This is a genomic window from Streptomyces nanshensis, assembly GCF_001751255.1.
GTDB lineage: Bacteria > Actinomycetota > Actinomycetes > Streptomycetales > Streptomycetaceae > Streptomyces > Streptomyces nanshensis_A.
This window is the reverse complement of the sequence record NZ_LJGW01000338.1, coordinates 1-13002: the sequence shown is the minus strand read 5'-3', so window position 1 is coordinate 13002 and position 13002 is coordinate 1. Positions and strand designations below refer to the sequence as shown.

The 13002-nt window shown below is 72.9% G+C and carries 12 protein-coding genes; 9 read left to right on the top strand and 3 right to left on the bottom strand.

All coding sequences use genetic code 11. The annotated features are described in order from the left end of the window. The 4 genes from AN218_RS20135 to AN218_RS20120 form a co-directional block, all read left to right on the top strand. The coding region (locus tag AN218_RS20135; RefSeq protein WP_171908730.1) for a 2-oxo acid dehydrogenase subunit E2 at window positions 1-817 on the top strand (817 nt) is incomplete at its 5' end. Between the two features lie 316 nt (window positions 818-1133). Next, window positions 1134-2168, top strand: coding sequence for an ArsR/SmtB family transcription factor (locus AN218_RS20130; RefSeq protein ID WP_070018293.1), 1035 nt, complete (start codon window positions 1134-1136; stop codon window positions 2166-2168). Between the two features lie 689 nt (window positions 2169-2857). Then, window positions 2858-3520: a GntR family transcriptional regulator gene (locus AN218_RS20125; protein ID WP_070018292.1), complete on the top strand. Its 663-nt coding sequence runs from the start codon at window positions 2858-2860 to the stop codon at window positions 3518-3520. A gap of 111 nt (window positions 3521-3631) precedes the next feature. Next, window positions 3632-4507 carry an amidohydrolase family protein gene (locus AN218_RS20120; RefSeq protein WP_079132376.1) on the top strand — a complete coding sequence of 292 codons (876 nt, stop codon included), beginning with the start codon at window positions 3632-3634 and terminating at the stop codon, window positions 4505-4507. Between the two features lie 44 nt (window positions 4508-4551). On the opposite strand, the gene AN218_RS20115 is transcribed toward AN218_RS20120, so the two are convergent. Next, on the bottom strand, window positions 4552-4950 hold the full coding sequence (locus AN218_RS20115) for a PIN domain-containing protein (RefSeq protein WP_070018290.1): 399 nt from the start codon (window positions 4948-4950) through the stop codon (window positions 4552-4554). After that, the gene (locus AN218_RS20110) at window positions 4947-5225 is read right to left on the bottom strand and encodes a hypothetical protein (RefSeq protein ID WP_070018289.1); all 279 of its coding nucleotides are present in this window, start codon (window positions 5223-5225) and stop codon (window positions 4947-4949) included. The genes AN218_RS20115 and AN218_RS20110 overlap by 4 nt, the downstream gene beginning before the upstream one ends. Window positions 5226-5531: 306 nt before the next feature. Here AN218_RS20110 and aceE point away from each other — a divergent pair, with 306 nt between their 5' ends. Further along, window positions 5532-8240 carry a pyruvate dehydrogenase (acetyl-transferring), homodimeric type gene (gene aceE, locus AN218_RS20105; protein ID WP_070018288.1) on the top strand — a complete coding sequence of 903 codons (2709 nt, stop codon included), beginning with the start codon at window positions 5532-5534 and terminating at the stop codon, window positions 8238-8240. Window positions 8241-8397: 157 nt separating this feature from the next. Continuing rightward, window positions 8398-9534 (top strand): helix-turn-helix transcriptional regulator, encoded by a 1137-nt coding sequence (locus AN218_RS20100; protein WP_070018287.1) that lies wholly within the window; start codon window positions 8398-8400, stop codon window positions 9532-9534. On the opposite strand, the gene AN218_RS20095 is transcribed toward AN218_RS20100, so the two are convergent. Continuing rightward, window positions 9525-10451: an SDR family oxidoreductase gene (locus AN218_RS20095; RefSeq protein WP_070018286.1), complete on the bottom strand. Its 927-nt coding sequence runs from the start codon at window positions 10449-10451 to the stop codon at window positions 9525-9527. The genes AN218_RS20100 and AN218_RS20095 overlap by 10 nt on opposite strands. Window positions 10452-10772: 321 nt before the next feature. Between AN218_RS20095 and AN218_RS20090 the strand changes: the two genes are divergently transcribed. The 3 genes from AN218_RS20090 to AN218_RS20080 all read left to right on the top strand — a co-directional run. Then, the gene (locus AN218_RS20090) at window positions 10773-11291 is read left to right on the top strand and encodes a DUF4240 domain-containing protein (RefSeq protein WP_070018306.1); all 519 of its coding nucleotides are present in this window, start codon (window positions 10773-10775) and stop codon (window positions 11289-11291) included. A gap of 134 nt (window positions 11292-11425) precedes the next feature. Continuing rightward, window positions 11426-12364: a TIGR01777 family oxidoreductase gene (locus AN218_RS20085; protein WP_070018285.1), complete on the top strand. Its 939-nt coding sequence runs from the start codon at window positions 11426-11428 to the stop codon at window positions 12362-12364. A gap of 214 nt (window positions 12365-12578) precedes the next feature. After that, window positions 12579-13002 (top strand): FAD-dependent oxidoreductase (locus tag AN218_RS20080; protein ID WP_244900551.1); only part of this gene is annotated, 424 nt, incomplete at its 3' end.

Sequence of the window (13002 nt, the reverse complement as noted above, 5' to 3'; positions counted from 1 at the left end):
CGCGGCGCAGGCCGCCCGGTCCGCCGCCGCTGCGGCACCGGCCGCCGCGGCGCCCGCCGCGACGGGTCCCAAGTCGCCGAAGCTGGAGCCCTCTCCGCTGCGCGGCCAGACCGTCAAGATGCCGCGCATCCGCAAGGTGATCGCGGAGAACATGATGAAGGCGCTGCACAACCAGGCGCAGCTCTCCACGGTCGTCGAGGTCGACGTGACGCGCGTGATGCGGCTGCGCACCCGCGCCAAGGACGCCTTCGCGGCGCGCGAGGGCGTCAAGCTCTCCCCGATGCCGTTCTTCGTGCAGGCCGCGGCGGAGGCCCTCAAGGCCCACCCGTCGGTCAACGCCCGCCTCAACGACGACGGCACGATCACCTACCACGACGTCGAGAACATCGGCATCGCGGTGGACTCCGAGAAGGGCCTGATGGTCCCGGTCATCAAGGAGGCCGGGAACCTCAACCTCGCCGGGATCGCCCGTAAGACGGCGGAGCTGGCGAAGAAGGTCCGCGAAGGCGGTCTGGGCCCGGACGACATGTCCGGCGGCACGTTCACGATCAGCAACACCGGTTCGCGCGGTGCGCTGTTCGACACGGTGATCGTGAACTACCCGCAGGTCGCGGAGCTCGGCATCGGTGCGACGGTCCGCCGTCCGATCGTCGTCGACCACCCCGAGCTGGGCGAGACGATCGCCATCCGCGACATGGTCTATCTGACCCTCTCCTACGACCACCAGTTGGTCGACGGGGCGGACGCGGCGCGGTATCTCGGCGACGTCAAGGCCCGCCTGGAAGCAGGCGAGTTCGAAGGCGAACTGGGTCTGTGACCCACCGCTGAACGGCCGCACGAGGTCGTAGAGGTCGTACACGGCCCCGCACGGACAGCTCCGGCTGCCCGCTGCGGGGCCGTCGTCGTCCGTACGCGTATCCGTACGGACGGACGTACGGACGGGAACGCGGCGGGCGCCGACTGCCCTGCGTCCGGGGCGTGTTGGAGAACCCTGGGACTTCGCGCCTCCACGGGGGACGGGCCGCGCGCCGCGGCCCCCCGTGTCCGTGTCCGTCCCCGTGTCCGAAACGCCCCCGGCGCCCCGGCGTCCGCGTCTACGATCGGGGCCCGGCTCGGACACCGGAGAACTCCCCATGCTGCGCATCCACTTCACCGGTACGGACCTCGCGCGTACACACGTCGCCGAGGGTCCCGACCCGCTGTGGGAGACGGTCTTCAGCCTGCACATGCTGCGGGCCCGCTACGGGAGGCTGCCGTTCGCGGACTGGCGCCGCCGGGTGCGCGCCGAGCTGCGCCGCCACGGGTGCACGGACGACGTACGGCAACTGCTGCCGCTGGTGCCCGACGCCAGCTACTTCCCCGACTTCCTCACACCGCCCGAGGGTCTGCTCGGTCTGGAGGAGGGCATCGAGGCGGTCGTCGCCACGCCGCGCGAGCGCATCTCCTACGAACTGGGCATCCTGCACGAGCGTGTGGGGGCGCCGAGCTGGGCGCAGGAGCTGACGGACGCGGCACCGCACGCCCGCCGCCGGCTCGGGCAGATGATCGCCCGCTATCACGAACGGGCGCTGAAGCCCTACTGGCCCGCGATACGCCGCCGTGCCGCCGCCGACCGCGCGGTGCGCGTACGGGCCCTGCACACCGGTGGAGTGGGCGGCGAGCAGGGCCTGTTGACAAGTTTCCGGCCCGCGATGCGCTGGCGTCCGCCGGTGCTGGAGATCCCCTCGCACCCGGTCGACCGCGATCTGTACCTCCAGGGGCGGGGGCTGCTGCTGGTGCCCTCCCAGTTCCTGTGGAACCGGCCGGTGCCGCTGGCCGATCCCGAACTCCCGCCCACGATCCTCTATCCCCTCGACCACGATCCCGGGTGGATGTCCACGCCGTACGGGGCCGGGGAGGCCCCCGCGTCCGGCGACGCGCTGGAGAAGCTGCTGGGCAGCACGCGGGCGGCGGTGCTGCGGGCGGCGGCCACGGTGCCCAACACCACCGAACTCGCCCGCCAGGCCGGCGTCTCCCCCTCGGCGGCGAGCCAGCACGCGGCGGTGCTGCGCGACTCGGGACTGCTCGTCAGCCACCGGCACGCCAACAGCGTCTTCCACCAACTCACGCCGACCGGCGGTGCGTTACTGCGGCAGCGGGCGGACGAACCGGATCCGGGACGGGACTGAGCACGGCGGACGGTACGGGGTCGGGGCGCCCCCGGGAGGTCGACATCGCGTCGCGCGCGGGGTGTCGAGCCGGTGCACCGGCCCCGTACGCGGGCGTGCAGCAAGGCCCCCGCCTGCGGTTGCGACCAGGCGGGGGCACTGATCCGGACGGCGGCTGGCCGGAGTTGCCTGCCGTTCCCGGCGCGGCCGTCCGCACAGACGCAGACGGGGATCGCACTCCCCGCCCTCCTTGCTGTCCCCCGGTGCCAGGGCGGAGGTACGCCCTGTAGGCGGGACTGTGACGGACAAACACCGCGGCGGCCACGGTGTTGAAGCAGGAGCTTCAACAGCCAGGTCACGACGGTGATTTCGATCCGGACACCTGTGCCACGGGCCCGGCGCGGATCTGCTCGGACGTGGCGCGCGCAGCACCGGCTCCGCCGCTTGTCCCTCGCCGGGTCCCTCACCGGATCCCTGGCCGGATCGCTCGCCGGCCCTCGTCGCTCTGCTCGCGTACCGGAAGCCCGGACCCGGCCGCCCCGGCGCTCGCCGCCACCCTGCCCGACGGGGATCCGGAACGCGCCCGTACCCTACGGGGCCGTATCGTCGGAGTACCGCCCCGCCGGGATCCCCTGAGCCCCGGAGCCCCGGCTCCCGGGCCCGCCGCAGCCGGACCGCAGCCCGCAGCAGCCGGAAGAAGGAAGCCGCCCGTGACCTCGACACCGTCCCCCTCCCGGCCGCTCGCCCACTCGCTGCGCGAGCAGATCCGCGAGCACATCGTGGACGGCATCGTCAGCGGGCGGTGGAAGCCCGGCGAACGGATCGTCGAGCGGCGGATCGCGGTGGAGCTGGAGGTCAGCCAGACCCCGGTGCGCGAGGCGCTGCGCGAACTGGAGACGCTGCGGCTCATCGAGTCGGCGACCAACAAGGGCGTACGGGTACGGCAGTTGTCGGCGGCCGACCTGGAGGAGATCTACCCCGTACGCGCCGGGCTGGAGCAGATCGCGGCGGAGCTGGCGGCACCGCGCCTGGCGGGCGACGCGTCCGCGCTGGAACCGCATGTGGCCGCGCTGTACGAGGCGGACCGCGCGGGCGACGGCGAGGCACAGGTGCGGCACACGGTCGCCTTCCACCGCGAGCTGGTACGGGCGGCGGGCAACAGCGTGCTGCTGCACACCTGGGAGTCGCTGGGCATCGGCGTGTGGACGGCGCTGTCGATCCGGTGGCTGGGGACCGTCCAGCAGTCGTACGCGGAGGAGCACGAGGCGGTCATGGAGGCCTTCCGCCGCCGCGATCCCCGTATCGCCGACCTGGTCAAGGCCCACGTCCTGGGCTGCGCCCCGGCTCCCCGCGAGAGCGGCCCGGCGGCCTGAGCGGGGCCTGAGCGGCGACCGCCCGCGCTTCCCCGCGCCCCGCCCGGCGTGATCTCCTGGCCGGGAAACGGCAGTTCGGCGACGGCCAGGAGGGCGGCACGAGTGGCGGCAGTGGAGGAGGAGGCGGCCGACGTCGCGGCGTTCCGGCGCTCGGTGGGGCTGGACACCCTCATCGACGTCCACACCCACTTCATGCCGCGGCGGGTGCTGGAGAAGGTGTGGGCGTACTTCGACTCGGGCGGCCCGCTCGTCGGCCGGCCCTGGCCGATCGAGTACCGCTACGAGGAGGAGCAACGCCTCGCGCTGCTGCGGGAGTTCGGCGTCTCGGCCTTCACCTCGATGCTCTATCCGCACAAGCCCGGCATGGCACGCTGGCTCAACGACTGGGCCGCCGATTTCGCCGCACGGACGCCGGACTGTCTGCACACGGCGACGTTCTTCGCCGAGCCGTGCGCCGCGGACGACGTGGCGCACGCGATCGACCAGGGCGCCCGGGTCTTCAAGAGCCACCTCCAGGTCGGGGCGTACGACCCCAACGACCCCACGCTGAAGGACGTCTGGGGGACCCTGGCCGAGGCCCAGATCCCCGTCGTCACCCACTGCGGCTCGGGCCCGGCGCCCGGCGCCCACACCGGGCCCGGGCCGATCGCCTCCCTGCTCGCCCGCCATCCGCGGCTGCCGCTGATCGTCGCGCACCTGGGGATGCCGGAGTACGAGGAGTTCCTCGGCCTGGCCGAGCGCTACGAGAAGGTCATGCTGGACACGACGATGGCCTTCACGCCGTTCGCCGAGGCGGCGATGCCCTTCCCGCGGGAGGCGCTGCCGCGGCTGGCGGCGCTGGGCGACCGCGTCCTGCTCGGCACGGACTTCCCCAACATCCCGTACACGTACGCGGAGGCGCTGCGCTGCCTGGAGGCCACCGGCCTCGGCCGTGACTGGCTCCGCGCGGTCTGCCACGACAACGCGGCCCGGCTGTTCGCCCTCTGAACTCCGGCTGCGCGCCTGGGACTTGCCCCGTCGGTCGCCGGCGATCAGACCTTTTCGGCGACCACTCGGGGGTGTTCCGCTGTCAGCAGTCCGAGGTCCTGCACGTCCGAGGTCAGGATCGTCACACGGCCCCGCTGCGCGAGGGCGGTCGCGCACACCATGGCGTCGATGGCGTACTTGTGCCCGTGCAGACCCGCGTCCCGCAACAGCGCCGCCGCGGACCGCGCGACGTCCTGCGTGACCGGCTCGACGCGCAGCCGGGAGAGCGTCCACTTCAGCGCGGCGTCATCGATCCTCGGGTGGATCGCCTCGACGAGGACGGCGGCGGATGTGACGACCGGAAGGTCCGCGTCGCGAGCCGCCGTGAGCCACTCGTGCACCTCGCAGTCCCGCTGAACAGCCTTGGCCAGCCCCTCGCTGTCGAGGAGGAGGACTCCGCTCACGCGGCGGTCCCGGGCTCGGACGCGGGGGCGGTGAGCTTGGCACGCTTGGCCGCCACGGCCTCCGGGTCGGCCGGGCCGTGGGTGTCGTCGAACTCGGCGACGAGCTCGTCCAGGTTCTCCCGCTCGATCTGCCGCTGTGCCGCACGCTCCAGATATCCGGAGACGCCCCGGCGGCCGACGCGCTCACGGATCGCCCGCAGCGTGCCGGCGCTGAGGGTGACGGAGATGCCGCTGCTCGGGCCGGCGCCCGGGGTGAGGTCCGCGTCGTCGTCCATGGGCGCAAGTATGGCACTTCCTATGCCATACGACGACGGGCCCATAGCCCGCCCGATCCCGCCCCTCCCCGCGCCCCCTCACCGCCCGACACTGCGTGCCGACTTCCGAGGCACGGAATGCCAATTTCACGGGAAGCTTTGATCGATCATCGATCGCGGGCGTACAGTCCAACTGCTGGGCTCACCCTGTCCTGCCCGTCAGGGAGTCCCGCACCGCGGAGGGCCCCGCGCCCGGCGGAGCCCCCGCGCCCGCAGCAGTCCGCGCCTCCCCTCACCCCCGTCCGTCCCGTCCGGAAGGTGGCCACCATGCCCCACCCCGTACGCAACCGTCCGAGCGAGCTCGACCAGCTCCAGGACCGCGACCCGCAGGAGACCGCAGAGTGGCGGGAGTCGCTGGACGCCGTCATCGAGAACGCCGGGCCCGAGCGGGCCGCGTACCTGATGCGGCGTGTGCTGGAGCACGCCTCGCGCAGCGATCTGCGTCCGCTGGAGACGGACTACGTCAACACGATCCCGACCGCGGCCGAGCCGGACTTCCCCGGCGACCCGGCGATGGAGTCCCGCGTCACCGCCTGGAACCGCTGGAACGCCGCCGCCATGGTCACCCGCGGCAGCCGCTTCGGACTCGGCGGCCACATCGCGACGTTCGCGAGCGCCGCGTGGCTGTACGAGACGGGCTTCCAGCACTTCTTCCGCGGCAAGGACGACGCGGCTTCCGGCGGTTCGGGCGACCAGCTCTACATCCAGGGCCACGCCTCCCCCGGCGTCTACGCCCGCGCCTTCCTCGACGGCCGCCTCACCGAGGCCGACCTCGACCGCTTCCGCCAGGAGACGGCGGCCCCGGACGGCGCCGGGGGCGGCCACGGGCTGCCCTCCTACCCGCATCCGCGCCGGCTGCCCTGGCTGTGGGAGTTCCCCACGGTCTCGATGGGCATCGGCCCGATCAACGCCGTCTACCAGGCGCGGTTCAACCGCTATCTCACGCACCGCGGCATCAAGGACACCTCGTCCTCCCACGTCTGGGCGTTCCTCGGCGACGGTGAGATGGACGAGCCGGAGTCCACCGCCGCGCTCGCCCTGGCGGGGCGCGAGCAGCTCGACAACCTCACGTTCGTCGTGAACTGCAATCTGCAGCGCCTCGACGGGCCCGTACGCGCCAACTTCAAGATCGTGCAGGAGCTGGAGGCCCAGTTCCGCGCCGCCGGCTGGAACGTGGTCAAGTCCCTGTGGGGCGCCGCATGGGACGAGCTGTTCCAGCTCGACGTCACCGGCGCGCTCGTACGGCGGCTGCGCGAGGTGCCCGACGCGCAGTTCCAGACGTACGCGACCCGCGACGCCGCCTACATCAGGGAGCACTTCTTCGGCGCCGACCCGGCGCTCGCCGAGATGGCGAAGCTGCTGTCGGACGCGAAGATCACGGCCTGTTTCCACACCTCGCGCGCGGGCCACGAGCCGCACAAGGTCTACGCGGCGTACAAGGCGGCCGTCGAGCACAAGGGCGCGCCGACCGTGATCCTCGCCCAGACCGTCAAGGGCTGGACGCTGGGCCCGGGCTTCGAGTCACGCAACGCCAACCACCAGATGAAGAAGCTGACCGGCAAGGAGTTCCGCGCGATGCGCGACCTCCTCGAACTCCCCATCCCGGACAGCGAGTTGGACGACGAGCTGGTGCCGTACGCGCACCCGGGCCCGGACTCCCCGGAGGTGCGCTACCTCCAGGAGCGGCGGGCCGCACTCGGCGGTCCCGCGCCCGCGCGCAAGGTGCACCCCGTCGCCCTGCCCGAGCCGTCCGCGAAACCCTTCGAGTCGCTGAAGAAGGGGTCGGGCAGCCAGGAGATCGCCACGACCATGGCGTTCGTACGGCTGGTGAAGGACCTGATGCGGGAGAAGGAGACCGGCAGGCGGTGGGTGCCCGTGGTGCCCGACGAGGCGCGCACTTTCGGGATGGAGTCGCTCTTCCCGTCCGCCGGCATCTACTCGCCGCTCGGGCAGGGTTACGACCCGGTCGACCGCGACCAGCTCCTCTACTACAAGGAGTCGGCGGACGGCCAGATCCTCAACGAGGGCATCACGGAGGCCGGTTCGCTCGCGGACTTCACCGCGGCGGCGACGTCGTACGCGACGCACGGCGAGCCGATGATCCCCTTCTACATCTTCTACTCGATGTTCGGCTTCCAGCGCACCGGCGACCAGTTCTGGGCGCTGGCCGACCAGTTGGGCCGCGGCTTCGTCATCGGCGCCACCGCGGGCCGTACGACGATGACCGGCGAGGGGCTTCAGCACGCCGACGGGCACTCGCCGCTGCTGGCCTCGACGAACCCGGCGGTGATCACGTACGACCCGGCGTTCGCCTTCGAGGTCGGCGCCGTCGTCAGGGACGGGCTGCGCCGGATGTACGGGCCCGATCCGTCCCGCAACGAGGACGTCCTCTACTACCTCACGGTCTACAACGAGCCGAAGGTGCAGCCGCCGCAGCCCGCGGGCGAGGACGTCGAGGAGGGCATCCTCAAGGGCCTCTACCGCTTCGCCGAGGGCGAGGCGGCGGAGCCGGGCGCTCCCCGCACCCAACTGCTGGCCAGCGGCACGGCGATCCACTGGGCGCTGGACGCGCAGCGGATGCTGAGCGAGGAGTGGGGCGTGACCGCGGACGTGTGGTCGGCGACCTCCTGGAGCGAACTGCGCCGGGACGCGCTGGAGTGCGACGCCGCGCGCCTGCGGGGCGAGGAGCGCACGCCGTACGTCACGCGCGTGCTGGAGGACGCACCGGGCCCGGTGCTCGCGGTCAGCGACTGGATGCGCGCCGTGCCGGACCAGATCAGCCAGTGGGTGCCGCAGGACTGGACGTCGCTGGGCACGGACGGCTTCGGGCTCTCCGGGACGCGGGAGGCGGTACGCCGCCACTTCGGCGTCGACGCCGAGTCGGTGGTCGTGGCGGCCCTAGCGCAGCTCGCGCGCCGGGGCGAGGTCAAGCACGAGACGGTGCAGCGGGCGGCGGAGGCGTACGGCCTGGCCTGACCCCGGAGTTGACCGTGTGCGCGGCGCTCACCCGTGGCCGACGGGCGGGCGCCGCGCACACGTCATGGACGGCCCGTACCCGGCACCGCGTCCCCCGCCGTCCGCCCCCGGCACCGCGGCGGTTCACGAGCCGGGCGGCGCGGCGCAGAATGCTCGCATGCGCGCGGCCCGGCTGATCAAGATGGTGCTTCTGCTCCAGACCCGGCGTGCCATGACGGGCGCCGAACTCGCCGCCGAGCTGGAGGTCTCCGAACGTACGGTCTCCCGCGACGTACTGGCCCTCTCCGAGGCGGGCGTCCCCGTCTACGCAGACCGCGGCCGCAGCGGCGGCTACCGGCTCGTCGGCGGCTACCGCACCCGGCTGACGGGCATAGCGCGCAGCGAGGCCGAGGCGCTGTTCCTGTCCGGAGTGCCGCGCGCGCTGCGGGAGATGGGCCTCGCGGACGCGGCGTCGGCGGCACGGCTGAAGGTCTCGGCCGCGCTGCTCCCCGAGCTGAGCGACGCCCACCGCTCGGCCGCCCAGCGCTTCCATCTGGACGCTCCCGGCTGGTGGCAGCCGCCGCAGGAGCCGCCGCCGCATCTGCCCGCGCTGGCCGACGGGGTGTGGGACGACCGCGTGGTGCGGATGCGCTACCGGCGCCGGGAGACCGAGGTTGGGGGTACCTCCCGGGCCGCAAGGCCCAGGGGGAGGGAGGTGGAGCCGTACGGCCTCGTGCTGAAGGCGGGGGTGTGGTATCTGGCGGCACGTGTACGGGAGAGCGGCGACCTCCGGGTGTACCGGGCCGACCGGGTCAGCGGCGTCGAGGAGACAGGCCAACGCTTCGTACGGGACGAGGAGTTCGACCTGCCGGCCTTCTGGGAGGAGCGCTCCGCGGCGTTCGCGCGGTCGATCCTGCGGGACAGGGTCGTGCTCCGGCTGACGCCCGCAGGCACGCGGAGGCTGCGGTATGTGACCGACGCGCGGGCGGCGGAGGAGGCGCTGACGACGGCGGAGGCGCTTACGACGGCGGAGGATCCGGGCACGGCAGAAGAGACAGAAGAGACAGGGGAAGAGACGGGCACGGCGGAGGAGACGGGCGACGGCGAGAGGCACGGCGGGACCGGCGGCCGGGTCACCGTCGTCCTCGCCGTGGAGTCCCTCGACGTCGCCCACACCCAGCTCCTCGCCCTCGGCCCGGAGTGCGAGGTGCTCGAACCGCCCGCGCTGCGCGCCCGGTTCGCGGAGGCGGCGCGGCGCATGGCCGCGCACTACGGGCCCGCGGCGGACGCCGGCGCGCCCCCGGATCAGCGGTAGCCGGTCACATCCGCGGGCCTGCCCGCCTCCTGCACCTCGGCGATGTAGCGCCAGGCGTCGGGCGCCGAGCCGTCGGCGTCGGTGAAGCCGTACTCGCGTGCGAGCCCGCCGCTGGAGAGCGAACTCTGGTTGAACCGGGCCACGTTGGGGTCGGCGGCGAGCGCCGCCACGGCCCGCCCGACCAGGACGGGCGACTCGGAGATCGCGAAGTGCGGGTCCCGTGCGGCGCCGTCGCGCCAGTTCTCCTCCGTGACCTCGAAGTGCGTGTCGAGCATCGCCTCGGAGCGCAGCCAGCCGGGCGTGAGGCACACGGCGGTCGCCCCGTGCTCCGGCAGCTCCTCGGCCAGAGCGCGGGCCATCCGCAGCGGCGCGTACTTGGCCAGGTCGTAGTAGAAGGGCCTGCGGTAGTGCTGACCGTTGAACTCCTCGGTGCCGTCGGTCACTTCGACGACCAGCCCGCCCGGCCGCCGGACGAGCAGCGGGACCGCGTACCGGCTGGTGACGATGTGGCTCTCGACGCCCAGCCGCAGGATCCGCAGACCCTTCTCCAGGTCGTGCTCCCACATCTTCCTGTCCCACTCCACGAGGTGGTCGCCGCCCCAGATGTCGTTGACGAGGACGTCGAGACGGCCCTGTTCGCGGTCGATGCGCTCGACGACGCCGCGCACCTGCTCCGGTTCCAGATGGTCGGCGGGTACGGCGACGCCGGTGCCGCCCGCCCCGGCGATCAGCTCGGCGGTGCCCTCGATCGTCTCGCTCGCCCGGCCGACCTCGCTGACGTGCTCCCGTGTGGTCCGTCCCGTCACATAGACGGTCGCGCCCGCGGCCCCCAGCGCCACGGCCATCGCCCGGCCCGATCCCCGCGTCGCGCCCGCGACCAGCGCGACCCTGCCCGCCAGCGCTCGTGTCGTACTCACCGTTCGTCCTCCCTCTCACGTCCGGTCCGTACGGTGCACGGACCACCCGCCGCACGCTCGCACCGAATGACGACATCCGCTGTCCTGCTTTGCGCGGCGGGTGCACGTCGCGTACGAGGGCGGACGCAGACCAGACACCGACCGGACGCGGACCGGACACGGACCGGACGCGCGGCCCGTACGGACCCGCCGCCACATCCGACGCATCGGATGGTCACACCAAACGCACATTGAGACGTTGACGCGCCCCGGTAACGACAAGGCGGCATCCGAGAGAGTCCACGTGCGTCCGGCGGGTAAGAGGCGGATGCTGTGTTCGTGATGGACGAGACCGAGTTCTGGGCGCTGATCGATTCCACCCGCGAGGACGCCGAGGGCGACCCCGAGGAGCAGGCAGACCTGCTCATCGAGCGGCTGACGCGTCTCGATCCGGACGCCGTGACGTTCTTCGCCCGCCACTTCGAGTCCCGCTACAACCGCGCGAACCAGTGGGACTTGTGGGCCGCCGCCTGGATCCTGCTGGACGGCGTCAGCGACGACGCCTTCGACGCGTTCCGCTGCTGGCTCATCGGCCAGGGCCGCGAGGTCTTCGAGAGCGCGGCGCACGACGCGGACTCCCTCGCCGACGTCCTCGAAGGCTTCGACGAGGAACTCGACGGCGACGCGGAGGATCTCGGCTACGCCGCGGACGAGGCGTACGAGCAGTTGACGGGCATCGTGATGCCCGACCTCGGCCTGCCCGAGCCGCCCGAGGACCCGACCGGCGTCTCCCTCAACCTGGAGGACGACACCGCGCTCGCCGAACGCCTCCCCAAACTCTGGGACCGCTTCCGCGGCTGACACGCGTGCGATGCCCCGCACCGCGCCCCGCGCGTACCCCGCACCGGTCGGATCCGCCGCCCCGTCACCCCTTCTCAACAGCCGCCCCGTGCGGGGCGTTTCAACGGGAGGGACGTTGACGGCAGGATGACCCCATGCGTATCGCGGTCACCGGTTCCACCGGGCTCATCGGCACGGCTCTCTCCCGCTCGCTGCGTGCGGACGGGCACGACATCGTGCGTCTCGTACGGCGCGCCGCCCAGGACGCCAGGCGTTACGAGAGCGCGGGCCGCGGACCGGCGGGCGGGCCGCCGCCCTCCGAGGTGATGTGGGACCCGAAAGGCCAGTACGTGGACACCGCGGGGCTCGCCGGGTGCGACGCCGTCGTCCATCTCGCGGGGGCGGGCGTCGGGGACCGGCGCTGGACTCCCGCGTACAAGAAGGAGATCCGCGACAGCCGTGTGCTGGGCACCGCCGCGATCGCCGACGCCCTCGCCTCGCTCGACGAGCCGCCCCGCACGCTGATCGTCGGCTCCGCCATCGGCTACTACGGCGACACCGGCACCCGCGCCGTCGACGAGAGCGCGCCGCCCGGCGACGACTTCCTCGCCGGCGTCTGCCAGGAGTGGGAGGAGGCGGCCGCCGCCGCGCAGGAGGCCGGGATCCGTACGGTCTTCGCCCGCACCGGTCTGGTCGTCGCGCGCGACGGCGGGGCATGGGGGCCGCTGTTCCGCATCTTCCGTGCGGGTGTCGGCGGCCGCATGGGCAGCGGCGACCAGTACTGGAGCCATATCGCGCTGCACGACCACATCGCCGCGCTGCGTCATCTGCTGGACCGGGACGATCTGTCCGGTCCGTTCAACCTCACCGCGCCCGAGCCCGTCACCAACCGCGAGGTCACCGCCGCCATGGGCCGGGTGCTGCACCGCCCCACGCTCTTCCCCGTACCGGCGCCGGTGCTGCGCGCGGCGCTCGGCGAGTTCTCCAAGGACGTGCTGGGCAGCCAGCGCGTGGTGCCGAAGCGGCTGCTGGAGTCCGGGTTCGGTTTTGCGTTTCCCGGCATCGAGGACGCGGTACGCGCCGCACTGCGCTGACGGCACGGCCGAGGGCGGCGAGGGCTGCCCGCATGCCGGGCCGGCGGCCTGATCGAAGCGGTGTGCGACCGCTGTGCGCCCGTGCTCTGCCCGTGTGCCACTGACCGCGACGGGGCGCCTGCGTAGAGTCCGGATCCTCACGGTTCACCAGCGCCGGAGAGGGCAGTACGGAGACAGCACGGCCCCGCACCGCGCGCCGACCACGGGAGGCATCGTGCGCTCCAGCGAAGCAGCACGCTCCGGTCGTACACGGACCCCGGACGCCGACGTCGTCATCGTCGGCGCGGGCCTGGCGGGTCTGGCCGCCGCGCACCATCTCACGGACGCGGGGCTGACGGTCACGGTGCTGGAGACCTCCTCCCGCGTCGGCGGCCGCATGGCCACGGAGAACGTCGACGGCTATCTGCTCGACCACGGCGGACGGCTGCTGTGCGGCGACTGGCCCGAGTTCCGCCGGCTGCCGGCCCTGGCCGCGCTGGAGCTGCGTCCCTTCGCTCCGGGTGCGCTGCTGCGCGTCGACGGCCGTACGCACCGGATAGGCGACCTGCGGCGGACCGCCGGACGCCTTCCCCTGCGCGGCTCGCGGGCGCTGCCCCCGGACGCACCGCGCACCTCCGCCGCGGACGGGGCCGCCCGCA